This window comes from Methylocystis sp. WRRC1 (genome assembly GCF_020733155.1).
Taxonomy (GTDB): domain Bacteria; phylum Pseudomonadota; class Alphaproteobacteria; order Rhizobiales; family Beijerinckiaceae; genus Methylocystis.
The window spans coordinates 3,234,054-3,256,085 of sequence record NZ_JAJFZJ010000001.1 but is presented as its reverse complement, the minus strand read 5'-3'; the positions used below and the strand labels follow the sequence as shown (position 1 = coordinate 3,256,085).

The following is a 22,032-nucleotide window of genomic DNA, read 5'->3' as shown; positions in this document are numbered from 1 at the left end:
TCGCTGAATAAATTCCTATATCCCCGTCGCCCCCTCCAACCGCAAGGGGCGCTCCCGATGGGTCCGGGGCGCTGGCGGGGGTGCGGATCCGGCGGGGGCGGCGACCCTCGTTCCCGTCGGCGGCGCGTCGCCGGCTTTGGGCTTCTCCTTCGTGCGGAGCGCCCGTGAGGCTTTCGGCCTCATGGGCGAAAAATGAGCCCGGCCGCAATATCCGAGGTTGGCGCGGGAGCCGATTACCCGAACGGGGAAAAGCAACCTGGACCCGGAGGCGGCGAGAGAGACGCGATCCGCGTCCGGGACGATTTCGCGGCCCGATGACTTTTTGCGCCACGGCCGGACGGGCCAGCGGCGCCCCGGACGCCTTGCCCCGCGCCGTGACCGGCGGCGGGAAACTTCGCGCGGGCGATAATCCGCAGCCCTCATCCTGATGAGCCGCCGCAGGCTGCGTCTCGAAGGATGAGCCATTGGCGCGACTCGCGCGGCTTTCCACCCTTCGAGCCTCCTCGGCGAGAGGCCGCGGATCAATCCGCCCTCAAGGCTGCGACGGCGCCTCCGCCACATGCGCCTCGAGAAAATCCAGCGCCTCCTTCGGCGCGCCAGCGAGCGGCAGGGCGACGAAATGATTCGTCGCGAGGATGAGCAGCCATACGCCCTCGAACCGCCAGATCGCCCTGATCGCCGGCCATTCGAGCAGCGAGGCGGGATCGGGGCCGTCGATGACGACGCCGTCGTCGCGCAGCCGGGCCATCGCCCAGCGCCCGCGCATGGCCTCGATCTTCCCGCGCATCATGCGCCAGTGCATGCGCCAGCCGGAGAAAACGAAGATGGCGAGAATGGCCACTGCGGCGATGAAAAGCTCGACCGCGAGTTCATGGTCACCCGAGAAATAAAGCCCGGCGCAGGCGACGAGAATCGCCGCGAGCGGCAGGAAGGTCTTGAGAGGCGCCTCGCGAAACAGCGCGCGGGTCACGAATCCCGTGACCGCCGACCGCATCAGCTTCTCGTCGTAACGCAACGGGAAAACATAGCGGTCGGTCATGGGGAAAACCCCGTCAGGCGAAAGCCGGATTGAGCTTCTTCGCCGCCTCGATCAGCGAACGCACCGAGGCGACGGACTTCTCGAACATCGCCCTCTCGGCTGCGTCGAGCTTGATCTCCATAACCCGCTCGACGCCATTGGCGCCGATCACGGTCGGCACGCCGACATAAAGATCCTTCACGCCATATTCGCCCGAGAGATAGGCGGCGCAGGGCAGCACGCGGCGCTTGTCGCGCAGATAGCTCTCGGCCATGGCGATCGCCGCCGTGGCGGGCGCATAATAGGCCGAGCCGGTCTTCAGCAGACCCACGATCTCGCCGCCGCCCTTGCGGGTGCGGTCAACGATGGCGTCGATGCGCTCCTGCGTCGTCCAGCCCATGGCGATGAGGTCGGGCAGCGGCACGCCCGCGACAGTCGAGTAGCGGACCGATGGAACCATGTCGTCGCCATGGCCGCCGAGCACGAAGGCGCTGACGTCCTCGACCGAAACCTTGAACTCGTCCGCGAGGAAATAGCGGAAGCGCGAGGAATCGAGCACGCCCGCCATGCCGACGATGCGATTGGTCGGCAGGCCCGAGACCTTCTGCAGCGCCCAGACCATCACGTCTAGCGGATTGGTGATGCAGATCACGAAGGCGTCGGGCGCATATTGCCGGATGCCCTCGCCGACCTTTGTCATGACGCCGAGATTGACGCTCAGGAGGTCGTCGCGGCTCATGCCCGGCTGACGCGGCACGCCGGCGGTGACGATGACGACGTCCGCGCCCGCGATGGCGGAATAATCCGAGGCGCCGGCGAGGGCCGCGTCGAATCCCGCGACGGGCGAAGCCTGCGCGAGATCGAGCGCCTTGCCTTGCGGCACGCCGTCGACAATATCGAAGAGGACGATGTCGCCAAGTTCCTTGAGGCCGGCGAGATGGGCAAGCGTGCCGCCGATATGGCCGGCGCCGATCAAAGCGACTTTATTTCGCGACATAATTTATCTCATGCTGGACTTCAGATGAAACTGCTACCCCGGTTTCGCGCCGGATGGAAGACGCAAGGGCGGCTTTTTCACGCCGCGAATCCCCAATCGGAACAGAGCGGCTCCATCGCCCAAAAGCCCGGCGCCTCGCAGCGGGCGCCTGAATCCTGCGCAACACTCCCGCCGGAACGGGGCGCGCAAATGTCGCAGCGGATTGCGCGGGAGGGCGCGAGTTCCTACCTCACCGGACAGTCGCCGTTCCGGCGATCGGAAAGGGTGAAAACATGGGCAAGCAATTTGCGCAGGGCCGTTTCGGCGCCCTCGTCGCTGCGGCGGCCGCGGTTTTTCTTGCGGGCGGCGCGATGGCGGCGGAGGACGCCGACGAAGCGGAACTGCTGAAATACTTTGAGAAAGTTGACGTCTGGCATTTCCCGGTCGACACGACCGTTCGCTACAACAATCAGGACGCCGTGGTCACGCGCGAGCTGGTCTTTCAGCCCCCGGCGAGCGGCGAGCTTTGCTACGTCCGTTTCGACGTCTTAAAGGGCGAGGGCGATTACGGCTTCGGCCTCAAGCCCGCGACCGCCGCCGGCCCCCGCAAGAACACCGAATGGGGAATCAACGTCCTCAAACGAGGGACGGTTCTGAACCAGTGGTATTCGGCGCTGCGGATGAACGTCATCTATTTTTTCGTCGAGGGTCCGAAGGCCGAAGGCGCGAAGGAAATCTGCGCCCGCAAGCAGGCGGCCCCCACGGCGCAGGCCGGAAACGCCTATCAGGGCCCCTGGTCCGACCTCGTGACCAAGGCCAAGGCGATCCACGGCTGGCCGGCGACGGGCTCCAGGTGACAGAAATCTGACGGCGAGCGAATTACGGCGCTGGACATGGCGAGGCGCATTTGTTATTCGCTCGCTCGTTCCGGGGGCGCTGCGTCGCCCTACGGACGGGCGCATAGCTCAGTTGGTAGAGCAGCTGACTCTTAATCAGCGGGTCCAAGGTTCGAGCCCTTGTGCGCCCACCAATAAAATCAACGCGTTAGGTTGGTTTTTTGGCCGCTGATCCGAAGTAAGTCCGAGCTGATGTATGCACTGACGTAACACTCGGAATTTTCGGAAGCCCTTCACAGCCCATCGTGACGCGCATTTGGCGGACCGATCAATCTCGATAGGATTGATCGTGACTACGCCCAAAACCGTCCCTCCCCCGGCGCGCGCATCGCGAAGCCGCCGCCCGCCGGCGCGTCACTCGCGGCCCGCCGGCGCATTCGACCGCGCCGCCATCATGTCCGACGCCCATCGTCAGTTTCGCCTTATCGCGTCGCACGGCTGGAGCTGGTCGCGCTGTCTCGCCTTCTCATAGGCGCAGGCGAAGGCGCAGCGCAGCGGCTTTCCGGCGCTCGTCATGGACGGCGGCGAGAGCTTCGTGGAGACGGCCGTGCGGAAACTGCGTGTTGTCCATCAGACAATGTGCAGCCAGCCAGCGGGCGATGGCCGCGCGGCTAAGCCCGCGAGCCCGCCGCCGTCACCTGAAAAGTAGCTTACCGATCATGCCGACGACGGCGAGCGACGTCACTGAGTGAGTTTGATCCTGAACGGCGGCGCGTAGGTCAGGTTGACCCTGTTTGCGACCTGATAGAACGCGGGCTTGTTCACAGGCGACACCAGACACCTGAGCTGTCTCGACGCTGAATCGAAACGATATTGATAGATGCGCCGCTCGCGCATTGAACGGCGCACGATTTGCGCCGCACGGCGGCGAAATCTTTGCAGTCACTTGGCGGCGGCGTGCATATCGTCGAAAAGCGGTTGAATCACGTCTCGGGCAGCTTTCGAGGTATTGTCGGGGTGTATCAGCGTCACGAATATCTGAGCGAGCGGCGCCAGGCGTTTGCGATGCTGTCGGCGCAATTTGAATCGTTGACCGGCGCGAATGGCTTGGCGCTCCTGTTGCGCGCCTCACGGGCAGGACGAAGGACGACGATTGACAGAGAGAGAGAGACAAACGAGCGGCCGCATGAAGCAGCGTCGAATAAACCGCCGCAGTCCACCGAGCCGCGACAATCCGCGCTGGCGGAACTGGAGGCGCGCCTGAAGAATTTTCCCAAGGTCGCGGAAACGCTGGAGCAAAATCGCGTCGGTCAACGAACGCGGCGCCCAAGCTGGATTATTCCAGTAATGACGTGCGCCCTCGTCGAATCACCGCGACGCGGCTCAAAGCCACGCCGCCCGCGAAACGGCACGCTTTCATATCGTCTAAGACTTTAGACGATTCGTAGCGTGTGATTTCCATACCGACTCACGCTTCGACGCTCATCGGGCGCGACCAAGTCATGACTATTTCCTCCTAAATCGAGGCCACAGATGACGCCACTTGACAACGCAGCAATCGACCGCGCCTAACACAGCCAGAAATTTTACCTCGCGAGCATGCCAAAAATTCCCGAGCGATGCATCCACTGACGGCGGAGTCGAGCTAATCGCCACCCAACTCCTCTTCATCTCGGATCGGGAGCGAAACGATAACCCTGGTGCCGTCTCCCGCGCGACGCTCCACCTTCATCGATCCGCCAAGCCCTCGCACGCGTTCGCGCATGCCGAGCAGGCCCATTCCCGAGCGATGCTCTTCTGCAATCCCAATCCCGTTGTCCTCGATGACCAATGTCAGTGTCGGAACCTCTTCTGCTTCGCCCCCTCCCGTGTCGCAGACCAAATCCCACCCGAACGTCACGGAGACCTCAGCCCAATTCGCCTTTGCGTGCCGAAAAATATTCGTGACGCTCTCCTGAATGACCCTGTATGCAGTCAGGGCGGTCGTTTCGTCGAGCGATGATAAGTCGTGAGGCGAGACCAGCCGCAATTCAACCTCTGGATGACCCAGCGACCAAGAGGCAAAGAGACTTTTAAGCGCCGATTCGAGTCCAAGTTCTGTCAGGCCCTTCGGCCGCAAGCGCTCCAACAGGCCACGAAACAAAGACTGAAGCGCTTCGCTGGCGCGGTCCACAATTGTGCTGATCTGCCGCAGCCTTTCGGGATCTGGCGCCGTATGCGCCACTGCTTCTTGCAGCGAGGCCGCCGCCGCGCGGATTGAAAAGAGGCAGGGGCCCGCCTCATCGTGAAGATCTTGCGCGATTTCCTTGCGCTCGCTGTCCTGGATCTCGATGAGCTCATTGACGAGATCGCGGTTCTCCTGTCGCACGCGGTCGAGCGTCGTCGCTAACGAATTGAGTGCGTTTGAAATGCTGCGAAACTCCGACGCGCCGCGGGGGGCAATCCGGATCCCACTTTTTCCCGCTTCGAGGTCGGCGAGGCCGGCTTGCAACGCGCCAAAAGGCGTCAAGGAATAGCGGACAAGGAGAAGCACGAGAGCGATGATCGCAAGCGTCACAACCAGGCTGATTGACGCAAGCCACGTCATGTCCGACCAGATCTCCTCCAATTCGTCGAGTGGATTGGAAATGATCGCCACGTTGCCGTAATCGCTTTCATGGACGCGGATCGGCACAAGGATGACCCGTGGCGGGGGCACGTCGACCAGCTTGACGAACCAGATTGGTGGATCGGCGTCGGAGGCGTGATCTCCCGCTGACCAATGCGCCGGCGGGGCTTCTCCACGATCGAGTATCTTGATGTCGACGTGGCGCAAGCTGCCAAGGTTTGCATAAAGTCTGCGCAGAGCCGGCGTTGGGTTCCCGGCGTTGGGAAGACTTGCAATAGTTGTCAGGACGAATTCCCGAGCAAGACGGAGATTACTTCCCGCCTCGGCGCGAACGCGCGGCCCTGCGTGCGTCAATTGGATCCCGAGATTGATCAGCAGGGTGGCGAGAAGAACCATGCCAATCAGCCAGCTCAGCCCCGCTTTCAGAGAAATCATCGTTTGCCGCCCGGGAAAGAATGGCTGCGAAGCCACAAGATCATTGACACCGCGCACGCTTTTCACAACAAAGATCGAGGTCCACAACAAGAAAATCGTCATGCGCGTTCTTATCGTCGACGACCATCCGATGGTGATCGAAGGCTGCCGAGGCATGCTCTCGGGGCAGAAGGACATCGAAGTGTCCGAAGCTCACAACGCCGACGAGGCCCTCGAAAAATTCGCCTCGCTCGCGCCGGATGTAATCGTTCTCGACATCAACCTTCCCGGGGTCTCCGGCTTCGAGCTGCTGCGCCTTCTGTTGAAGCGAAACTCCAACGCAAAGATCATCGTTTTCACCATGAATGACGATCCGGTCTTCGCGGCGCGCGCGATCGAACGTGGCGCGCGAGGCTATCTGGCGAAGAGCGAGGACCCCAAGGCCTTCATCAAGGCGATCCGATCCGTCGGCGCCGGAGAACGCTATCTCTCCGGCAATCTGGCGCTCAAGCTTGCCTTTGGAGATCAGAGCCTGACCAGGAATCCACTCGACGCGCTCAACAGCCGGGAAATAGAAATCCTCCGCAATCTCGCCAATGGCAAAGATATGGCTGAGATCGCGTATATTCTGAAAATCTCCTACAAGACTGTCGCGAACAACTGCGTCCTGCTGAAGCGCAAGCTTGGCGCCAGGTCGAAGGCCGATCTTTTGCGCATCGCCGTCGAAAACAAGGTCGCGATGCGGTTGGTCTAGATCATTCCTTTATCTGAATTGCTTTTGCGTTTTGTAGCGCTCGGCAAGCACGCTTAAAGCCCCCTCCCGTGTCGCGCCTTTGTGACGCAGATTGTAATAGTGCTGGCAAAGCTCGCCATAGGTCTGCGTCTGCCCCGCGGCTTTCGCGATATCGGCGAGTTCGTAAAGGATGCCGGCGTAATCCTCCGCTCGCCCGTCCTCGGCGAGCATCTTGCCAATTTGCGCCGTTCTGTTGGCGAGCATGCGGTGGGATTCGAGGAAATGCGCGCGCGCCGCCACGATCGCCTCGCGCATCTTGTCGACGGCTGGATCGCTCTCCGCAAGCTCGCGGCCGGCTTCCCGGCTCGCGAGCCAAAGCGCAGGATCTACATGCTCGTTGGCGCGCAGCCAAATGGCGCTGCTTTTCTCGGCCTGCGTCTCGATCACGTCGTTCGTCTCATGCGCACGTTCCTCCTTGCCGCAAGCGACGCAGAGGAAGCACGCAACGAGCGCAACTCCGGCTTTCGAGACGCGAAGCAGCCTCAATGCTACTTGCCTTCGATCTTCTTCTTCAGGCCCTCCAGCCCGTTGTGAAGATAGGCCGCCATCGCCGTGCGCGCCGCATCGTCATTGAGATTGTCCGGCGGCTCGTTGCTCGTATCGCCGCGATAGAGACGGCCGTACCACTTCACCTGACTGCCGCCGCCTGCGGCAGGTTCGACAGAGAAGGAAAGCGAATAGGAACTCGCAGGCATCGCGTCGAGATTGGGGTCGGACATGCGCCAGGCGAGCTTGTGCGCGGCAGCGTCATATTCGTCCAGACCCTCCTTCAGCGCGCCGCCCTTCTTGAGTGTCACCTCGCGCTCCGCGCCCGCGGCGTCGCCGCCTGTGGCCTTCACCGACTGGACGTCTGGATGCCAGACGGCGAGTCCGTCGAATTTGCCCGCGACCGCCCACACGGCCTTGGGGTCGGCGGCAATGACGATCGTCTCGTCGACCTTGATGGGCGTTGGCCCATGCGCCAGGGCCGGCGCAGCGAACAGGAAGGCCATCAGCGACAGCGCCTTTTTCATTTGATACTCCCTCATTGATGTTTCCAGGCGAAACGCTTGCTTTGCCGTTTACGCACAAGGCGTTCCAAAAACGGGGCGATGCAGAAGGCTCCGAACAGGCACGCGGCGGACAAGCCGCCAAGATAGGGGCGTATGTCGAGCGCAGCAGCGCGGGCGCGCGCCGTCCCAGCGGCGCGATAGGCGTCGAGCAGGCTCGCCTTGTCATCGAGATGGAAGTATCCGAGGCCGGTCTTTTCCGAGAGCATGCGGATGTATTCCTCCTTCACCGAGGACAGATGCTCGACCCCGACTGTGGCCGTCGCGCCGAAGGGCGCGTTACGCGCGTTGAAGCCTTCGCGTTGCTCCGCGCCTTTGGGCGGGAGTCCGAAGCGACTTTCGTGCGGCACTTCGTCGATTGCGACAAAGCCGACCTCACGGCCTCTGTCATCGAATTTCGGGATCGGCGATAGTTCATAGCCGCCCGTACCGACAATCAGCCCACGCGTCTCTCCGGCTCTCCCCTCGAACACGGGACCGCCCGAGGCGGGTAGCGGCGGCGCCTCCTGGCCATCGGTGAAGAACAGGAGATCGGTCTTCAGCTCACGCGCCATATCCACGGCGCGGAACAGGCCCGCCGAAATCCGGCTGTCGCCCTCCCACGCCATGCGCCAGTCGATCGCTTCGACGGCCCCTTCCAGCGGAGAAAAGTTGGCGCAGGCGTCGATCGGCTCGAAGAGCAGAAAAGGTCGCCGCTCGGTGAAGACGCCGAGCGCCACGCGCGAGGGGCAAGGCAGCGCGACAATCAAATTCCGTAAGGCGGCCTTGACCTTTTCCAGCCGGCTTATCGGCTTCCCGCCCGCGACATAGTCGCGAACATTCATGCTTCCAGTGATGTCGACGATCGCAAGCAGATCATAGCCCGGGCGCGTCACCTGCACCGCGGGCGCGCCAAATGTCGTGACGAGCAGAGCCACTGCCAAGGCCAGCAGGATCAAGTGAGGATCACGCAGGTCGGGGCGCATCACGGAAGGCCCTTCGGCTTGCCGGGAATGTCGGTCCAGAGCTTCTTGGGGTCCGCGCTGAGTTCGTCGCCGCTTTTTCTCTCGAAATCCGGGAAATCGCGCACGAGCCGCGCCGCGACGTCCATGTTGAACTTCGCATCCCAAAATTCAGGGTCGAGCTGGAGCGCACGACGATATTCGCGTTTCGAGAGATTGACGAAGGGCCCCGCAGTTTCGAGTTCGGATTTCTCGATATGCTCTAGCGCAGTGCGAAGTAGCGCATTCGCGACAAGATAATGGGCGCGCGCGCGCATCGAGGCGTTCCCGCAGCGATCCAACGCTTCGAGGAAGCCGCGCGCCTGGTCGAGACGATCGCGCTTTGCCAGATAGGCGATGCGGGCGAAAAGCCCCTCGGGTGGCGCCTCAATATCGATGGGAATGTCCCGCCCGGCGTGAAGCGCCTCGATAGCGTCATTCGTCGCAACCGCGCGCCGCCACGCGACGCCTTCGAAGAGCGCGGCAAGGGCCAAGCCGAATGCGGCGGCGGCGAGAAGAAGGGAGCGCTGCGTGCGCCAGAAATGGGGGATTGCTTTGCGCGGACGCCCGATCATGACGCGCCTCTCGAGGGTGAGAGGCGGACCTCCGCCAGCTTTGCGAAGATTAGCAGGCAGGCCGCAAAAAGCGCTGCGCCGAAGAAAACGCCGCCAAGGTCACGGCGCGGCAGCTTCTCGAAATAGCGGATAGCCTGACGTTCGAGCCGGTCGATCTGCCGAAGCGCATCCTCCGTCGCCTTCGGCCCTTCCGCTTCGAAGGCGCGATAGGGCACGCCAAGCGATTTGAAATAAAGGTCGAGATGCCGTTCCGGCGCCGCTTGCGGCGACTCGGATTCAGCTTCTGAACTTCCGTAAATTCCACGGCTTCCTTCGGTTCGCAGAAACAGCCAATAGAGATTTACCCGGTTCTTCCTGAAGTCGGCGCGAAGATCGTCCTGAATTTTTGGATCGATGACGCCGGCGCCGTCGGATATGAGCAGAATTGCGCGCGAATGATCGGCGTCGCTTGCGCGAAACATCGACAGCGCCATTGCGAGGCCGCGCGCAATATTGGTGTAGTCGAGCCCCGGACGATCCATGGCGTCGATCGCCGCCTTGGTCGCGTCGATGTGATCCGAAAGGGGCGTCACCAGCATGGGGGACGTCGAGAAGGCCGCGACGCCGACAAGATCGCGCCCGCGGCTGTCGACGAAGGTCTTAAGGATGCGCTTGGCGGCCGCCGCCTTGGATTCCTCGCCACCCGACGGGTTCCTCCCCGCGAAGGTCTCGTTCATGCTACCGCTGCGATCGATCAGCATGACGATCTGCGCGCCCTCGGCGAGACGCTCGACTTCCTCACCGGGGAAGAAGGGCCCGGCCGCTCCCAACAGACTGGCAAGAAGAGCCGCCACGCCGAGAAATTTGAGCGTCACGCCGAGGATTTCCGAAAGACTATCTTCCGGGGCGCAATCAAGCGACGGGACTGTGGAGTTGCGCAAAACGGATCGCAGCAAGGGCGCGACGGCGACTGGCGCAAGTAACAGCAGTCCCGGATGATCGAAGCCGGGGAGCGTCATTGTGCGCGTTCCTGCCGGGCGAGCGCTCTCGCGAAATCCAGCAATTCCGCAAATCCGTAAGTGTCGGCCTTGCCCTCCGAGAAAAATTCGCCGCGCGAGGCGGCAAAGAAGCGGTCGAAGGAAGACTGCAACGACGCAAATTCGGGTCGCCGCGCCAAAAATGTGCTGACGTCTTCTCCGAGCAGCGTTCCTCCATTGGCGCCATCGATTGTTCGATGCATGCGCTGGATGGCCCCCGGGAGAGCGTCATGTCCAGCATGCGCCTTCGCGGCGAGTTCCCGCGCCAGCGCATTGAAAATGCGTTCGCGTCTTCTCTGGAATGGCGGCCAAGCGCGATCCCGCGCGACGGCTCCAAACACGAGAATGGAAAGCGCTCCGAAGGTGATCGCGAGGCGCTCGGGTTGCGTCTCATTGGCGAAGAACGTTGGCGAATCGGGACGCAAATAATCTTCGGGTCGCTCCTGCTTCGCGGGAGCGATTTCGCGCAAGGGCGCGACGCCGACGCTCCAGGCGGGGATTAGGACCGTCTCGTCCCCGAAATGCAGTTCGAAACCCGGGATTTCGATATTGCGTGCATCGAGCGCGACATAGAAATTCTGGTAGACGAGATCGAGGTCCCAACGCTTTTCGGCGCCGATCGTCGTCGCATGAATCTCGACCGCCTTGAGATCCAAAGAAACGCTGAGGGGACCGGGGCGCGGCAGCGAAGCGGCAGCGAGAGTCGCATCCGCCGACGTGGTGATTTCGATGCGCGCGCGGATGAGATCGCCAACGAAATAGCCGAAGGGCCGCGCAGAATGGATCGTCACGCGCGCGTCGCCGGCTTGCGTGGGAAGCGCCCAGAGCAGCGAGAGGACGATGAGAAGGGCGACACGCATGACGCGCCTCACGCCGCCATCAGGCGCGAACTGAGAGACAGCGGGTCGAAGCGATCTTCGATGAAGATCGGTGGCCGCGCGCGCCCGCTCGCCATCCGGATCAATTCTTCGCGGCGCTTCGTCTCCGCCTCGATCCATTTTTCGCGCAGGGCCGGGCGCATCACCATCAGGCGCCGGCGGGCGGTCTCCGCGTCACGCAATTCAAGCAGACCCCAGCGCGGCGGATCAAATTCGACGGAGTCGACGATCGCCACAGGGAGAACGTCGTGAAGGACGAGCGAGTTGAAGACGCTCTCAATCGACGGCGACGCCCAGCGAAAATCGGAGATGAGAAGGACGAGCTTTCGACCGGCGCCGAGACGCTCCGCTGCGCTAGCCAGGCTTCCGGCTTGGGCGCCGGCGGGTCGTATGCTCGCCAACTGCTCGACGGCGCGCATCGCCCCGCTTCTCGAACGCGTCGCAGGGAGGAAGAGGTCGTCGCGCAATCCGGCGCCGCCCGCGATGAGGCCGAAGCGGTCGCCAATCCGTGTCGCCGAAAATGCGAGCGATGCACAAATATCGCAGGCGACAGCGAAGCGATCGACAGCCCCGACAAAACCCATAGACGCCGAAAGGTCGACGATCGCATAGACCTCGATCGCGCTCCTTTGCTCGAAGCGTCGGACATGCGTCTCGCCAAAGGGATCGCGCAATGTGGCGCGCAGGTCTATGCGCCTTGCGTCTGGATAGCGCAAGAAGGGCGCCTGATCTCGAAACACGCCGAATCCACCCACCTCGCTCGACATGTGGGCGCCAACATGGTTGGCCCGGAAACGACCGCGCGGTCGATATAGGATGTCGGCGGGCGTCTTCATGGAACCGGCGTAGCGTCAAAAACGGCGTGACAAAGCTGCTTGACAGGCTCGTCGCCCCGCAGCGCATGAATGGGGTCGACAAAAATGCGATGCCCCATGACTTCGAAGAAGACGTCCTTGACGTCGTCGGGCGTCATATAGTCCCGGCCCTCGAGCCAGGCGCGCACGCGCGCCGCGCGCGCCAACGTCGCGAGGCCGCGCGGACTGGCCCCGCCTTTGACAAGCGTCGATACGTCGATATCCGGGAGAGATATGCCGACCGAGACAGGCTGCATGAGGCCCTGCCATAGGTTGAGAACGTAGCTCTCGAGGGTCCTGCTCGCCTTGACGGTCTGCTGGATTATCGCCGCAACACCGCCAATCTCACGGTAATCCACCGTGCCCGGCGTGACGCGCTTGAGCAGCGTGTCGACATCCTGGAAGGCGGGGTCGAAAACAAGTTTGCGCCTCGTCTCACGATCGGCTGGCGCGGCCATGGAGATTTCCATGAAGAAGCGGTCGCGCGCGGCGGCGGGGAGTTCGAAGGTCTCTTCGCGCTCGACCATATTGCGGTCGGCGAAGACCTGGAGATAGGGAAAGTGATACAGACGGTTGAACGCCGTGACGCTTCTTTCAGCCATCAGACGCAGGAGCAGCGAATGCACCTGCGGGCGCGCGCGATTGATCTCGTTGAAGAAGAAGACCGGCAGTGTATCGGCGAGGCGCAGAAGTTCGGAGGGTTCAACGCGGGGACGACCATCGTCGCCGAGATAGGTGTGATAGAGAATGTCGCTCGGCATCATGTCGACCGTGCCCTCCACACGGGCGAAATCGCCGCCCAGGGCGCGAGACACGGCGCGCAGCAGAGTCGTCTTGCCGACGCCGACATCGCCTTCGATCATGACATGGCCGCGCGCGAAGACGCCGATCGTAACGAGGCGGATGACGCGGTCCTGACCAACAACCGCTTTCTGGATTTCCTGCTCGAAGGCGATCGCGCGTTCGCGCCATTCGGCGAGCTTAGGCTCGGATTTGGAGACCTCGTTCAAGGCTCGACCTTACGCTATCGACAAAAAGGCGGCCACGATCTCGGGAAAAGGACTCGATGCGCTGTTGTTGAATAACATCGATTCCAGATCGTGGCCGCTTCACATTCACCGCGTGTCCGCGCGGTGAAACCTTACTGAGCGATCTTGCTCACGTCATATTCCCACTTGCCGGTCTTCTTGAAGTTCTCGACCCGCTTCTTGTTGCGCTCTTCCATCGCCTGGACAGAAGCGCCCTGCTTGGCGAGTTCCTTCGGATCGTGCTTGGGATCGTATTTCGAACCTTCGACCTTGTCCGGGAATCCGGGCTTGGGCTCCCAGCAATTGCCGGGCGCCTTGCACTTGGTGCCGTCATAGGCGAAAGCGCCGCCAGCGGTGAACATGAAGCCGACAGCGAGAGCCGCGGCGAAATGCATTTTACGCATCCCTGGTTCCTCCATTTGTGCGAGGCGTCAGCCTCTTTGTTTGCGCCTCCGGCCGATGGGGGCGAACTTTATTCCCGGGCCTTACTTCTTGGCCTGGCACTTTCCGGGCGGATTGTCCGGCAGAGTCTCATGGCCCGGATAGGGCTTGAACGACTTGCGTTGCGCTTCCGTCAGCCAGGTCGCCTTTTCCGGCTCTTCCTTGAAGAGGTGGCGAATCCAGGCCATCACCTTCAGCATCTCGTCGAGCTGAAGATTTTGATACTGCGGACCCATTGACGCCTGCGCGCCGCCATAGATCGTCGAGAACAGGCCTTCGTCGGTCTCGTTCTGCGGGTAGGTCCAATAGGAGTCGTTGAGGCCGGGACCGATCTTGCCTTCGGCGATATGGCCATGACAGCCAGAACAGGCGGAAAGGAAGATTTGTTCTCCCTGTTTGAGGCAGCTCATATCCTCGTTGTAGGGGTTCTTGCCCGTCGTCATGAACTCCTTGACAGCCGGGGTGTCCTTGCCTTCAGGCAGCGCGTCGCTGAAATTCAGAACCTCGCCGGTGATAGTGTTGCGGAACGTGATCGCTGACTGCGCGAGCGCCGAGACGGCCACGAAAGCACCAACTGCGGCAACGATAGCGCTGGCCGCCTTTTTCTTCTGGTTCAACACGTTTTTTCTTCCTGCTCGGTAAGCGCCGCACATCTACTGGGTGACTGGCAGAAGGGGCACGCCCTCCGCCTCGAGGATTTCCTGGATTTTTGGCTTCGCAGCGACGAGCGCCGCATCGACCGCCGCCAGCAGGGCCTTGTCGTCGCGGCGAACGGCGACCGACTGATCGAATCGCTGAGAAACCTTCTCGCCATTGCTCTTGGCCGCGTCGTCCTCGATCAAGGTCATCCGCAGGGGGACGGCGGAGGCCTTCACGTATCGCGCGATGTCAGGCGCGAAACCAACGGCGATTTCGGCTGCGCCATTCACGACCTCCCCCACCATGCGGGAAGGATCGATCTGCGTATATTGGTTGCGCGCGGATTTGAAATTCACCAGCGAGTAAAGATAGGCCATATTGTCTTCGTAGACGCCCATATCCTTCATCAGCGCCTCGCCGGGCGAGCCGAAGGCGACCACGATGTGACCCAGCTTTTTCAGCCGCGCGTCGTTCCAGGACTTCACGTCGAGATTACGATCGGCCCGACTCACGAAGACGTAGCCGGTTCGATAATAAGGCTTCGATGTCGCGACGCGCGGATCGCCTGTATCGAGGCCAATGATCACATCGCAGAGATTCTTGTCGAGATAATCGCGGACGAGATAGATCGCGGGCCGCTCGGACCACACGAATTGCGCCTTGCGTTTCATGGCGTCCGCTAGCGCGACGCCGATTTTGTTCTCAAGGCCCGAGCCGTCTTCCATCGACAGCGGCGGCTGATTCTTTGCCGCGCAAATGCGCAGGGAGTTCGAGTCGGTGGATTGCGACGGCGTCTGCGCCGAGGACGGCGCCGCATTTTTGGCGGCGTCGCTCGAGACGCCAGGAGAAGCAGCGGTCGCCGTCGCGGCGCCGAGGAGCGCCGCAGCAGCGACGGTTCCGAGCCAGATAGACGAGCGGGTAAGTCGCGACATCTTTATTTGTTCCGTGATTTTGATCGGGCATTGCTCGGACGCATGGCTATGCGCCCGAGCAATCGTCTCACAGTCGCTTTTTCAAGCGGGGAGGAGATCAGTTTGCCTTGTATTCGCCGAGGTTCACGTCGTCGTACGGGCCCTGGCCGTTCAGCGAGAACACCATCACGCCGCCGCCCATCTGGGTGTAGTTGGCGAGCTGCTTGAAGGCGCCGACCGCGCCGAGACCGGCCGTCGGATCCTGAAGATCGAACACAAGACCAACTCCCGGCCAGCCGCCGACGCCATACATGATGGCGACATATTCGACGCCCTTGTGCTGATAGACGATCGGATGGCCGATGACGCCGGAGGGCAGCTTGAACTTCCAGAGCAACTCGCCGGTGTCGCTGTTACGGGCCTTGATGAAGCCGTCGAGCGTTCCGTAGAAGACAACGTTGCCGGCGGTCGCGGCGGTGCCGCCCCAAACCGCAAAGCGCTCCATCTTCTCCCATTTGAACTGGCCGGTGATGGCGTTGTAGGCCTTGATCTGGCCGAGGCCCTCACCCTTCTGGCGATCGCCCTTCGGACCCGGATACATGTTCAGCGTCGCGCCGACGAAGAACTGCCCCGCGCGGTAGGGAAGCATGAAGGGTTCCCAGTCCATGCAGATGTGGTTCACGCCGAGGAAGAACAGCTCCTTGTTCGGATCGTAGGAGTCGAGGCCCTGATTGTGATAGCCCATCGCCGACGGACAAACGTCCTTGGCGAGATGGTCCATGCGGGTGCCATATTCCGGATCGCGAACCGGCAGCCCGCTCTTCAGGTCGATCTTCTTGAAGACGTTGACCGTGTCGTCGATCTTGTCGGCGGAGATCAGTGTGCCGTCGGTGCGGTCGAGCGTGTAGACGATGCCATTGCGGTCCGGATGGGTCAGCAGCTTGCGCAGCTTGCCTTCCTTGTCCTTCTGCTCAGAGAGCATCATGAAGTTGATGCCGGCGTAATCCCACTCGTCGTGCGGGGTCTTCTGGTAGCCGAACTTGGCCTGACCAGTTTCGAGGTCGCGGCCCCAGATGGTCATCGTCCACTTGTTGTCGCCCGGACGCATCGTCTCGTTCCACGGCGCCGGGTTGCCAGAGCCGTAATAGACGAGGTTGGTGCCCGGATCATAGGCGAACCAGCCCCAGTTCGTGCCGCCGCCGATCTTCCAGGCGTCGCCTTCCCAGGTGGAGGTGCCGAGGCCCTTCTGGCCGTAATGCGGATTCGCCTTGTTGAAGTCGTCGCCAATAAGGACGTCGGAGTCCGGACCCGTCGCATAGGCGCGCCACTTTTGCTCGCCTGTGCGCACGTCATAGGCGGTCATGTAGCCGCGCACGCCAAGCTCGGCGCCCGAGCTGCCGATCAGCACGACATCCTTATAGACATGCGGGGCGACGGTCAGGGTCGAGCCGACCTTGAAGTCGGAATTTTCGACCTTCCAGTATTCCTGGCCCGTCTCGGCGTTGAGCGCGACGACGTTGCCGTCGAGCAGCGTCTTGATGACCAGCGAAGGCGTCTTGCCGTCGCTCGGCCAATAGGCGAGGCCGCGATTGACGATGTCGCAGCAGGCGACCGCGCGCGCGGCGGCGTTCTGCTTGGGCTTGTGCTGCCAGAGGATGCGCGTCGGATCGTCGAGATTGAGGGCGAAAGTGTTGTTCGGGAAAGACGTATGCACATACATCTTGCCGTCGACGACGATCGGCGCGCCTTCGTGGCCGCTCAGAAGACCCGTCGAGAACGACCAGGAAACCTTCAGGTTCTTCACGTTCTCGGCGTTGATCTGGGTGAGCGTGCTGTAATGGTTCGAGCTGTAGTTCTTGCCCTGCATCGCCCAGTTGTTTTCGCTCTTGGTGAGCGCCTCCAGCCGATCGTCAGCCTGGGCGACCGACGCCGCCACGAGAGGCGCCGCGATCAGGACTGACAGCAGGGAAACGGAATTCATGAATTTCCTCATAGACGAGTCCTCCTGCGACGTCCTGCAAGGCCGTTCATGGCTTCTTGAAAGGTTGACGTCGCCTCGTGAAGACGCTCCGTTATCTTTTGGAGTCGTCGCGGTTCGTTGAAGGTCGCTTCCTTGGGAGCGCTTGCTGCGCTTTATGGGAGAGACGATCCGCCTGCATATAAATTTACGGCGCGCGACCTGTCTTCACGATTTATCGGTAATGTGCGTCGGGAAAAAATGGCATCCCCCACTACAATTGTTTCCTGACGAGGCCTCCTCGCTTCGTGTCGCATACGACATCTTGACGCGCGCGCTCTTGCGGTATCTCCTCGCGCCGAACGGCGTTGGAAAAGAAGAAAAACATGACCGATCGCGTGATCCGCCTCCTCACCGGCGGCATTCTCCTGTCTCTCCTCTTCACGACTTTCGAAGGCCTCGACGCAAAGATCGTCAATGTTGCGCTCTATCCGGAGGATGGACGCCGTCTCATGAGCGAGGCTGATACGGCGCGTTTCACCGGCGCAGGCGTTCTGATGTGCTATTCCGATTACGGCACGCTGGAGCGCGGGGCGGCCGCCTGGCTCATCGGCTCGCACGACCTCGTCGTTTTGAACGCGCATAATTTCGTCGATCGCCAGCTGGTCCCGACCCGTCCCGTCACGGACTGCTTCTTCCGCATCGGCGGCGGCGATTACTATTTCGACGCCGACAGCCTGCGCATCGGCGCCTCCGTCGAGTCGAAGGGGTTGCACATCACGGATGACTGGGCGCTGCTGCGCCTCCTTCAGCCGACCCCAGACAACGTCCAGCCGCAGCCGATCCCGGACGCAAGCGACATACTGACGGGAGCGCCCATGAAAGTGACGATGGTGTCGCCCGCGGGACATTCGAATACGCGTCTTCCCGCGACGGTGGAATCCTGCGCGATTCACAGGATCGACGAGCCCACGGAAGGGCATGTCCGGCGCGCACGCCATGACTGCAATGACGGCTATGGCGGATCTGGATCCGGACTCTTTTCAGAAGACGGACGGCTGATCGCGCTGCACAGCGCGTCGCTCGACATGAATTGGACGCGTCCCTTCGACATCGAAACGCATTACGGCTCCGCCATTCTCTTCGAGGGCGATCTTGCGAACGCCATTCGGGAGGCCGTTGGGAAGCCGCGCTGACCTATTCCTTTGCGGGAATAGTCCGCAGATAGGCGACCAGCGCGTCGAGATCTTCCGACGACATCTTGGCGAAGTGTGCCTTGGCAAGCGTAGACATAGGCGGTTTGAGCGACTCGCCCTTGCGGGAGACGGCTTGCGTGATCGCACGCTTGATCTCGTCATCCGTCCATGCGCCGACGCCCTTCTCCGGATGCGGCGTAATATTCGACGCGACGGAGACGCCCGCCGGGGTTCGGAAGATCTTGCCGCCGGCGCCGAGCCCGTTCACATAGTCCGACGCATCGTCGACCTCCCTGCTGTGGCAGGCCATGCAGCGGGCGATCGACGCAACATAAAGGCCGCGCTTAACCTTGTCGGAAAGCTCCGCCTCGTTGAACGCCGCTTCCGCGCCGGGCGCCGGATGGGGAGACCACTTACCTTGCCGCTGCGCCGGCGCGATAGGTTGAGCCTTCACGGGAGATTGGGCTCGCAGGAAGGCGATAATCGCATTGCGATCGGCGTCCGTCAGCACGCGATAGGAACCGGAAGGCATGGCGGGCGCGAGCTGTCCGTCGCGGCCGACTCCGGCGACGATGGCTGCGCCGAGCGCTTCGTCACTCCACTCGCCGACGCCCATCTCCTTGTCGGGCGAAATATTGGAGCCGCGCACGACATAGTCTTTGCCTGTGAAAGTCTGAGAGCCGCCGGAAAAGCGCGCGGAAAGGTCATAGCCGTTGGGGCCGCGCGGCGTGTGACAATTGTCGCACGCCGCCAGGGCCTCTACGAGATATTGCCCGCGCGACTGATCCGCCGCCAGGGAAGCGCCTGCGGTAAAGACGGTGGCTCCCATACAAAATGCCGCAAGAGCGAATGCTCGTTTCATCATGGGAAGGACCTGAATAGTCCCGTGGCGACGTTGCCGTCTGATTACCTAATCGAACGCCAGAAAGGCGTCTGCTTCATAGTTTCCCATCAATTTCGGGAAAGACCGGCAAGCTTCCTGGGAGCTATCGCATCAGCTTCAAATTGGAGCCGTCAAGCACGGCGTAGTCGAAGCGCGCGCCCGTGACGATTGCGCCGATGAAGCTGGCAGAGGTCAAAACCGCATGCGTGAGATTGGCCCGCGTCAGATCTGCGCCGTCGAAATTCGCTTCTGCGAGTTCCGCGCGCACGGGAACCATTCCCTGATTGGCGGGGTCGGCTCCAAGATCGGCGTCGACGAGTTTAGCGTTGATGAATTTCACGCCGCGCCCACCGCCAATGATCCTTGCGCGCGTCATGTCGGCGCCCGTGAAGTCTGCGCCGTCGAGCAGCGCCGCATAGAATGTTGCCCCGCGAAGATCTGCGCCGGAAAAATCCGCGGCCTGAACGTCGCTGCGCGTGAAATTCGCCGACGCCAAACGGGCGCCTTTCAACTTGGCGCCTGCGAGCCTGGATGAAAAGAAATCGGCGTCGTTCAGGTCGAGGCCGGAAAAGTCGGCGCCCGAGAGGTCGAGATTGGAGAAATCGGCGGCGCCACCCTTGTTCTGCGCCAATCGCCGCTCGATCTCGGCGCGCGTCAGCTCGCAGGCGAGACACGCGCTGATGACGAAAGGAAGTAAGCAATAGAAGAGGGCGGATAGCCCCAGTCGAAAAAACATCCGCCCCCTCGATGATGATTGCCTTGGAAGGGTGGTCATAATCAGCCGCTAGGGCGACCCACACAATGTGAGAGTTTCACCCGACGACGGGAAAAATCGGAAGCCGTCTTTACATCGCCGCGGCGAGATCGCTATGCCGGAAATCGAAGATATCACTCAACGCTCAGGCAGAGATCATGAAAAGCCCGTCCTGGATACGCGTGCTTATACCTGTCATCGCGCTCGCCGGAGCAGCATTGGCGCGAGATTCGGCGTTCGCGGATGCTTCTTCAGAGCTGCCAAAACGAGAGCGGGGTCTGTGGAGGATCACGACAGTTTCCCCCGAGGTCGGCATGCATACTCATAATGTCTGCATCGCCGAAGGAGACAGCATCATTGGAAATCAGGCGGCAGACTGCGCCCAACCATCGGTCAAGCGCGCAGGGGATCAAGTGATCGTGACGATCGAATGCGGAGTCGGCGACAGACGTAATGTCGAAAGTCTCCTGTTCACGGGCGATTTCAAGTCATGGTACCGCGCTCAATCCAAGATCAGCTCGGGCGGTAAACGCTCTGGCTTTTCGATTGACGCCAAATTTCTTGGAGGCGATTGCTCTCCTTGATTCTAGGCGCAAAATAGCAGGGGTCCCTGCTCTAAACATTGTCCTCGTCAGTCGGGATCGATGCGAATATCAGGAGTCAATTGTGCTAATCGAAAAGGCCTCATTTCTGGAATGACGAAATTAAGAGGAAATTCGCGTTTTTTCAGTGACGGATCAAGGATCGAGAGAGAGGCATTCGGCGCCCGCCTTGGAGAAGCCCCATGACCCAGGTTGAAATTCTCGACGCTGCAGGCGCTCGCGAGACCGGACCGAGCGGAGCCGAACTCCCACCGTCGAGAGCGCCGCGCCGGACAGGTCAAAACGCTGAAGATCGACGACGGCCGCGTCGAGCTGCGCGCCCTGACCGGACCGGATTACGGTCCGAATTTGCGATCATGAACTCGTGTCCGCCGTGCAGCGCACCGCCGGCGACGGCGCGAGCGACATCCGCTGGACAGTCCCGGGCGTGCTCGGCTGGTCCACGGGAATTTTCAACCCCAATGTCGACGTCAAGCAGGACACGACGGCGCTCTACGCCTCGGACCGTGACGTCTTCCTCTTTCTCGTCGACGATCTGAACCCGATTGAAACTGGCCGGCTGCCGGATGACTCGCCCGACCTCTTCATTCGAGGCTTCTAGTGCTGGAATTCGGAGGTAGGCGCGAAGGCTCTCGGCGTTGCGAGCTTTTATCTTCGCGCCGTCTGCCAGAACCGCAATCTCTGGGGCGTGGAGGACTTCGACGAGATCACGATCCGCGATTCCAAATACGCCGCCGCGCGCTTCGCCTATGAGACGGCGTTACCATTAACCCGCTTCACCAATTCCTCGCCCTTGACCTTCATCAACGGCTTCAAGGCGGCGCGGAAGCACATTGTCGCGCGCAACGACGACATGGTCGGCGGCCACTTCCATCATCTCGCGCGGCTCGAAATTCTTGAACCGCGACCAGCGCATGTCGGCCAAAGCCCGCCCGCGCTCGGCCACGCCTGCCGGGAAGATGCGCCGCTCCATGGGGAGCCCAAGCGTCTCGGCCTTGTTCTCCTCCAGCGTCTGGAGGTCGTCCAGCCGCTTGATGAAAAGGAGGTAAGTGATCTGCTCGATCACCGAGAGCGGGTTGGAGACGCCGCCGGACCAGAAGGCGTTCCAGATATGGTCGATTTGGTTGCGGATTTCGCCGGTGAGCATGGGTGGGCGGGGTTCTCGGAATAGGAGGGTCCGGTCGGGCGGCAAATCACCGCCGACGGCTAGTATATCGCCAGCCTTAGCCGTCGTCAGGTGGACCGCATTCCTCGCCACGGCGCCGGCGGGCGCATGCTCCATTCGCGACGCCCGGCGCCTTCATCCCGAAAAGCCTGTCAGGCCCACACCCGCCAACTCTTCCCTAAGCGCGCCGAAAGCTTCGAGGGCGCGGGCCGGCCGTCGCGGCCAAATCCATCAGTAATGAGGCGGCGGCGGCTCGGGGGCGTCGCGCTGCGGCGCGATGTTCTGGAGTTCCTCACGCAGTTGGGCGACCAACCGTTCCAGCACGTCGATCTTGCGCCATTGCAAGGTGACGACCTCGTTCAGTTCTCCAAGCATCTTATCCTGATGCGCGACGCTTGCCTCCAGCGTGTCGAGGCGGGAGGAAAACTCTGAACCGGCGTCATTCATATCGACATTCCA

At 61.7% G+C, this 22,032-nt stretch carries 24 protein-coding genes, 1 tRNA gene and 1 pseudogene; 7 read left to right on the top strand and 19 right to left on the bottom strand.

Annotated features, from left to right (window positions below; genetic code table 11):
• Positions 1-532: 532 nt before the first annotated feature.
• Both LG047_RS16010 and mdh read right to left on the bottom strand, forming a co-directional pair.
• Entirely contained in the window at positions 533-1,039 is a 507-nt protein-coding gene (locus LG047_RS16010; RefSeq protein WP_227967745.1) for a YcxB family protein, read from the bottom strand.
• Positions 1,040-1,052: 13 nt separating this feature from the next.
• Complete coding sequence (gene mdh, locus LG047_RS16005; RefSeq protein WP_227967743.1) at positions 1,053-2,015, bottom strand: malate dehydrogenase; 963 nt, start codon at positions 2,013-2,015, stop codon at positions 1,053-1,055.
• Positions 2,016-2,287: 272 nt separating this feature from the next.
• Between mdh and LG047_RS16000 the strand changes: the two genes are divergently transcribed.
• The 3 genes from LG047_RS16000 to LG047_RS15990 all read left to right on the top strand — a co-directional run bounded on the left by LG047_RS16000 (position 2,288) and on the right by LG047_RS15990 (position 4,267).
• Complete coding sequence (locus LG047_RS16000) at positions 2,288-2,851, top strand: hypothetical protein (RefSeq protein ID WP_227967741.1); 564 nt, start codon at positions 2,288-2,290, stop codon at positions 2,849-2,851.
• Between the two features lie 97 nt (positions 2,852-2,948).
• Positions 2,949-3,024 (top strand) — tRNA-Lys (locus LG047_RS15995).
• A 718-nt stretch (positions 3,025-3,742) separates the two neighbouring features.
• Positions 3,743-4,267, top strand: a complete 525-nt coding sequence (locus tag LG047_RS15990; protein WP_227967739.1) for a hypothetical protein — start codon at positions 3,743-3,745, stop codon at positions 4,265-4,267.
• Positions 4,268-4,475: 208 nt separating this feature from the next.
• Here LG047_RS15990 and LG047_RS15985 read toward each other — a convergent pair whose 3' ends face one another.
• Entirely contained in the window at positions 4,476-5,975 is a 1,500-nt protein-coding gene (locus tag LG047_RS15985; protein WP_227967738.1) for an ATP-binding protein, read from the bottom strand.
• Between LG047_RS15985 and LG047_RS15980 the strand changes: the two genes are divergently transcribed.
• Positions 5,974-6,606 carry a response regulator transcription factor gene (locus tag LG047_RS15980; RefSeq protein WP_036285509.1) on the top strand — a complete coding sequence of 211 codons (633 nt, stop codon included), beginning with the start codon at positions 5,974-5,976 and terminating at the stop codon, positions 6,604-6,606. The genes LG047_RS15985 and LG047_RS15980 overlap by 2 nt on opposite strands.
• Positions 6,607-6,615: 9 nt before the next feature.
• On the opposite strand, the gene LG047_RS15975 is transcribed toward LG047_RS15980, so the two are convergent.
• The 12 genes from LG047_RS15975 to LG047_RS15920 all read right to left on the bottom strand — a co-directional run bounded on the left by LG047_RS15975 (position 6,616) and on the right by LG047_RS15920 (position 17,009).
• Positions 6,616-7,131: a hypothetical protein gene (locus LG047_RS15975; protein ID WP_227967736.1), complete on the bottom strand. Its 516-nt coding sequence runs from the start codon at positions 7,129-7,131 to the stop codon at positions 6,616-6,618.
• A 2-nt stretch (positions 7,132-7,133) separates the two neighbouring features.
• Positions 7,134-7,658 (bottom strand): SRPBCC family protein, encoded by a 525-nt coding sequence (locus LG047_RS15970; protein ID WP_036285504.1) that lies wholly within the window; start codon positions 7,656-7,658, stop codon positions 7,134-7,136.
• 11 nt (positions 7,659-7,669) lie between these two features.
• Positions 7,670-8,659 carry a vWA domain-containing protein gene (locus LG047_RS15965; RefSeq protein WP_227968516.1) on the bottom strand — a complete coding sequence of 330 codons (990 nt, stop codon included), beginning with the start codon at positions 8,657-8,659 and terminating at the stop codon, positions 7,670-7,672.
• Complete coding sequence (locus tag LG047_RS15960; RefSeq protein ID WP_227967735.1) at positions 8,659-9,249, bottom strand: MxaK protein; 591 nt, start codon at positions 9,247-9,249, stop codon at positions 8,659-8,661. Before LG047_RS15960 ends, LG047_RS15965 begins: the two co-directional genes overlap by 1 nt.
• Entirely contained in the window at positions 9,246-10,247 is a 1,002-nt protein-coding gene (locus LG047_RS15955; RefSeq protein ID WP_227967734.1) for a vWA domain-containing protein, read from the bottom strand. Before LG047_RS15955 ends, LG047_RS15960 begins: the two co-directional genes overlap by 4 nt.
• A complete protein-coding gene (locus LG047_RS15950; protein WP_227967733.1) occupies positions 10,244-11,125 on the bottom strand; it encodes a nonribosomal peptide synthetase MxaA in 882 nt (293 codons plus the stop codon). The genes LG047_RS15955 and LG047_RS15950 overlap by 4 nt, the downstream gene beginning before the upstream one ends.
• Positions 11,126-11,133: 8 nt before the next feature.
• Positions 11,134-11,979: a DUF58 domain-containing protein gene (locus LG047_RS15945; RefSeq protein WP_227967732.1), complete on the bottom strand. Its 846-nt coding sequence runs from the start codon at positions 11,977-11,979 to the stop codon at positions 11,134-11,136.
• Positions 11,976-13,007 carry a MoxR family ATPase gene (locus LG047_RS15940; RefSeq protein WP_227967731.1) on the bottom strand — a complete coding sequence of 344 codons (1,032 nt, stop codon included), beginning with the start codon at positions 13,005-13,007 and terminating at the stop codon, positions 11,976-11,978. The genes LG047_RS15945 and LG047_RS15940 overlap by 4 nt, the downstream gene beginning before the upstream one ends.
• 131 nt (positions 13,008-13,138) lie before the next feature.
• Entirely contained in the window at positions 13,139-13,429 is a 291-nt protein-coding gene (locus LG047_RS15935) for a methanol dehydrogenase [cytochrome c] subunit (RefSeq protein ID WP_036285493.1), read from the bottom strand.
• A gap of 81 nt (positions 13,430-13,510) precedes the next feature.
• Positions 13,511-14,083, bottom strand: a complete 573-nt coding sequence (gene moxG / locus LG047_RS15930) for a cytochrome c(L), periplasmic (protein WP_255679583.1) — start codon at positions 14,081-14,083, stop codon at positions 13,511-13,513.
• Between the two features lie 36 nt (positions 14,084-14,119).
• On the bottom strand, positions 14,120-15,037 hold the full coding sequence (gene moxJ, locus LG047_RS15925; protein WP_227967728.1) for a methanol oxidation system protein MoxJ: 918 nt from the start codon (positions 15,035-15,037) through the stop codon (positions 14,120-14,122).
• A 97-nt stretch (positions 15,038-15,134) separates the two neighbouring features.
• Positions 15,135-17,009 carry a methanol/ethanol family PQQ-dependent dehydrogenase gene (locus LG047_RS15920; RefSeq protein WP_036285491.1) on the bottom strand — a complete coding sequence of 625 codons (1,875 nt, stop codon included), beginning with the start codon at positions 17,007-17,009 and terminating at the stop codon, positions 15,135-15,137.
• Positions 17,010-17,359: 350 nt separating this feature from the next.
• On the opposite strand from LG047_RS15920, the gene LG047_RS15915 reads away from it, so the two are divergent.
• On the top strand, positions 17,360-18,169 hold the full coding sequence (locus LG047_RS15915) for a serine protease (RefSeq protein WP_227967727.1): 810 nt from the start codon (positions 17,360-17,362) through the stop codon (positions 18,167-18,169).
• A gap of 1 nt (position 18,170) precedes the next feature.
• Here the strand turns inward: LG047_RS15915 and LG047_RS15910 are convergent, their stop codons facing one another.
• Together LG047_RS15910 and LG047_RS15905 are read right to left on the bottom strand one after the other, a co-directional pair.
• Positions 18,171-18,998 carry a c-type cytochrome gene (locus tag LG047_RS15910; RefSeq protein WP_227967726.1) on the bottom strand — a complete coding sequence of 276 codons (828 nt, stop codon included), beginning with the start codon at positions 18,996-18,998 and terminating at the stop codon, positions 18,171-18,173.
• A 157-nt stretch (positions 18,999-19,155) separates the two neighbouring features.
• The gene (locus LG047_RS15905; RefSeq protein WP_227967724.1) at positions 19,156-19,788 is read right to left on the bottom strand and encodes a pentapeptide repeat-containing protein; all 633 of its coding nucleotides are present in this window, start codon (positions 19,786-19,788) and stop codon (positions 19,156-19,158) included.
• 176 nt (positions 19,789-19,964) lie between these two features.
• Between LG047_RS15905 and LG047_RS15900 the strand changes: the two genes are divergently transcribed.
• Together LG047_RS15900 and LG047_RS15895 are read left to right on the top strand one after the other, a co-directional pair.
• Positions 19,965-20,390, top strand: coding sequence for a DUF3617 family protein (locus LG047_RS15900; protein WP_227967722.1), 426 nt, complete (start codon positions 19,965-19,967; stop codon positions 20,388-20,390).
• Positions 20,391-20,672: 282 nt separating this feature from the next.
• A pseudogene (locus tag LG047_RS15895) lies at positions 20,673-21,261 on the top strand (DUF932 domain-containing protein); the annotation flags it as partial.
• On the opposite strand, the gene LG047_RS15890 reads toward LG047_RS15895, so the two are convergent.
• Complete coding sequence (locus tag LG047_RS15890; protein ID WP_227968515.1) at positions 21,175-21,555, bottom strand: type I restriction-modification system subunit M N-terminal domain-containing protein; 381 nt, start codon at positions 21,553-21,555, stop codon at positions 21,175-21,177. The pseudogene LG047_RS15895 and the gene LG047_RS15890 sit on opposite strands and share 87 nt — an antisense overlap.
• A 249-nt stretch (positions 21,556-21,804) precedes the next feature.
• On the bottom strand, positions 21,805-22,020 hold the full coding sequence (locus LG047_RS15885; RefSeq protein WP_227967721.1) for a SlyX family protein: 216 nt from the start codon (positions 22,018-22,020) through the stop codon (positions 21,805-21,807).
• Between the last annotated feature and the right edge of the window lie 12 nt (positions 22,021-22,032).

Excerpts from the sequence above, each read along its gene's own strand:
- LG047_RS15980 (WP_036285509.1), top strand. The coding sequence starts at position 5,974 with ATGCGCGTTCTTATCGTCGACGACCATCCGATGGTGATCGAAGGCTGC.
- LG047_RS15905 (WP_227967724.1), bottom strand. The coding sequence starts at position 19,788 with ATGTTTTTTCGACTGGGGCTATCCGCCCTCTTCTATTGCTTACTTCCT.
- LG047_RS15955 (WP_227967734.1), bottom strand. The coding sequence starts at position 10,247 with ATGACGCTCCCCGGCTTCGATCATCCGGGACTGCTGTTACTTGCGCCA.
- LG047_RS15890 (WP_227968515.1), bottom strand. The coding sequence starts at position 21,555 with ATGCTCACCGGCGAAATCCGCAACCAAATCGACCATATCTGGAACGCC.
- LG047_RS15985 (WP_227967738.1), bottom strand. The coding sequence starts at position 5,975 with ATGACGATTTTCTTGTTGTGGACCTCGATCTTTGTTGTGAAAAGCGTG.
- moxJ (WP_227967728.1), bottom strand. The coding sequence starts at position 15,037 with ATGTCGCGACTTACCCGCTCGTCTATCTGGCTCGGAACCGTCGCTGCT.
- LG047_RS15950 (WP_227967733.1), bottom strand. The coding sequence starts at position 11,125 with ATGCGTGTCGCCCTTCTCATCGTCCTCTCGCTGCTCTGGGCGCTTCCC.
- LG047_RS16000 (WP_227967741.1), top strand. The coding sequence starts at position 2,288 with ATGGGCAAGCAATTTGCGCAGGGCCGTTTCGGCGCCCTCGTCGCTGCG.
- LG047_RS15920 (WP_036285491.1), bottom strand. The coding sequence starts at position 17,009 with ATGAGGAAATTCATGAATTCCGTTTCCCTGCTGTCAGTCCTGATCGCG.
- LG047_RS15935 (WP_036285493.1), bottom strand. The coding sequence starts at position 13,429 with ATGCGTAAAATGCATTTCGCCGCGGCTCTCGCTGTCGGCTTCATGTTC.
- LG047_RS16010 (WP_227967745.1), bottom strand. The coding sequence starts at position 1,039 with ATGACCGACCGCTATGTTTTCCCGTTGCGTTACGACGAGAAGCTGATG.
- LG047_RS15900 (WP_227967722.1), top strand. The coding sequence starts at position 19,965 with ATGAAAAGCCCGTCCTGGATACGCGTGCTTATACCTGTCATCGCGCTC.
- LG047_RS15885 (WP_227967721.1), bottom strand. The coding sequence starts at position 22,020 with ATGAATGACGCCGGTTCAGAGTTTTCCTCCCGCCTCGACACGCTGGAG.
- LG047_RS15960 (WP_227967735.1), bottom strand. The coding sequence starts at position 9,249 with ATGATCGGGCGTCCGCGCAAAGCAATCCCCCATTTCTGGCGCACGCAG.
- LG047_RS15915 (WP_227967727.1), top strand. The coding sequence starts at position 17,360 with ATGACCGATCGCGTGATCCGCCTCCTCACCGGCGGCATTCTCCTGTCT.
- LG047_RS15970 (WP_036285504.1), bottom strand. The coding sequence starts at position 7,658 with ATGAAAAAGGCGCTGTCGCTGATGGCCTTCCTGTTCGCTGCGCCGGCC.
- LG047_RS15965 (WP_227968516.1), bottom strand. The coding sequence starts at position 8,659 with ATGCGCCCCGACCTGCGTGATCCTCACTTGATCCTGCTGGCCTTGGCA.
- LG047_RS15910 (WP_227967726.1), bottom strand. The coding sequence starts at position 18,998 with ATGGGAGCCACCGTCTTTACCGCAGGCGCTTCCCTGGCGGCGGATCAG.
- mdh (WP_227967743.1), bottom strand. The coding sequence starts at position 2,015 with ATGTCGCGAAATAAAGTCGCTTTGATCGGCGCCGGCCATATCGGCGGC.
- LG047_RS15945 (WP_227967732.1), bottom strand. The coding sequence starts at position 11,979 with ATGAAGACGCCCGCCGACATCCTATATCGACCGCGCGGTCGTTTCCGG.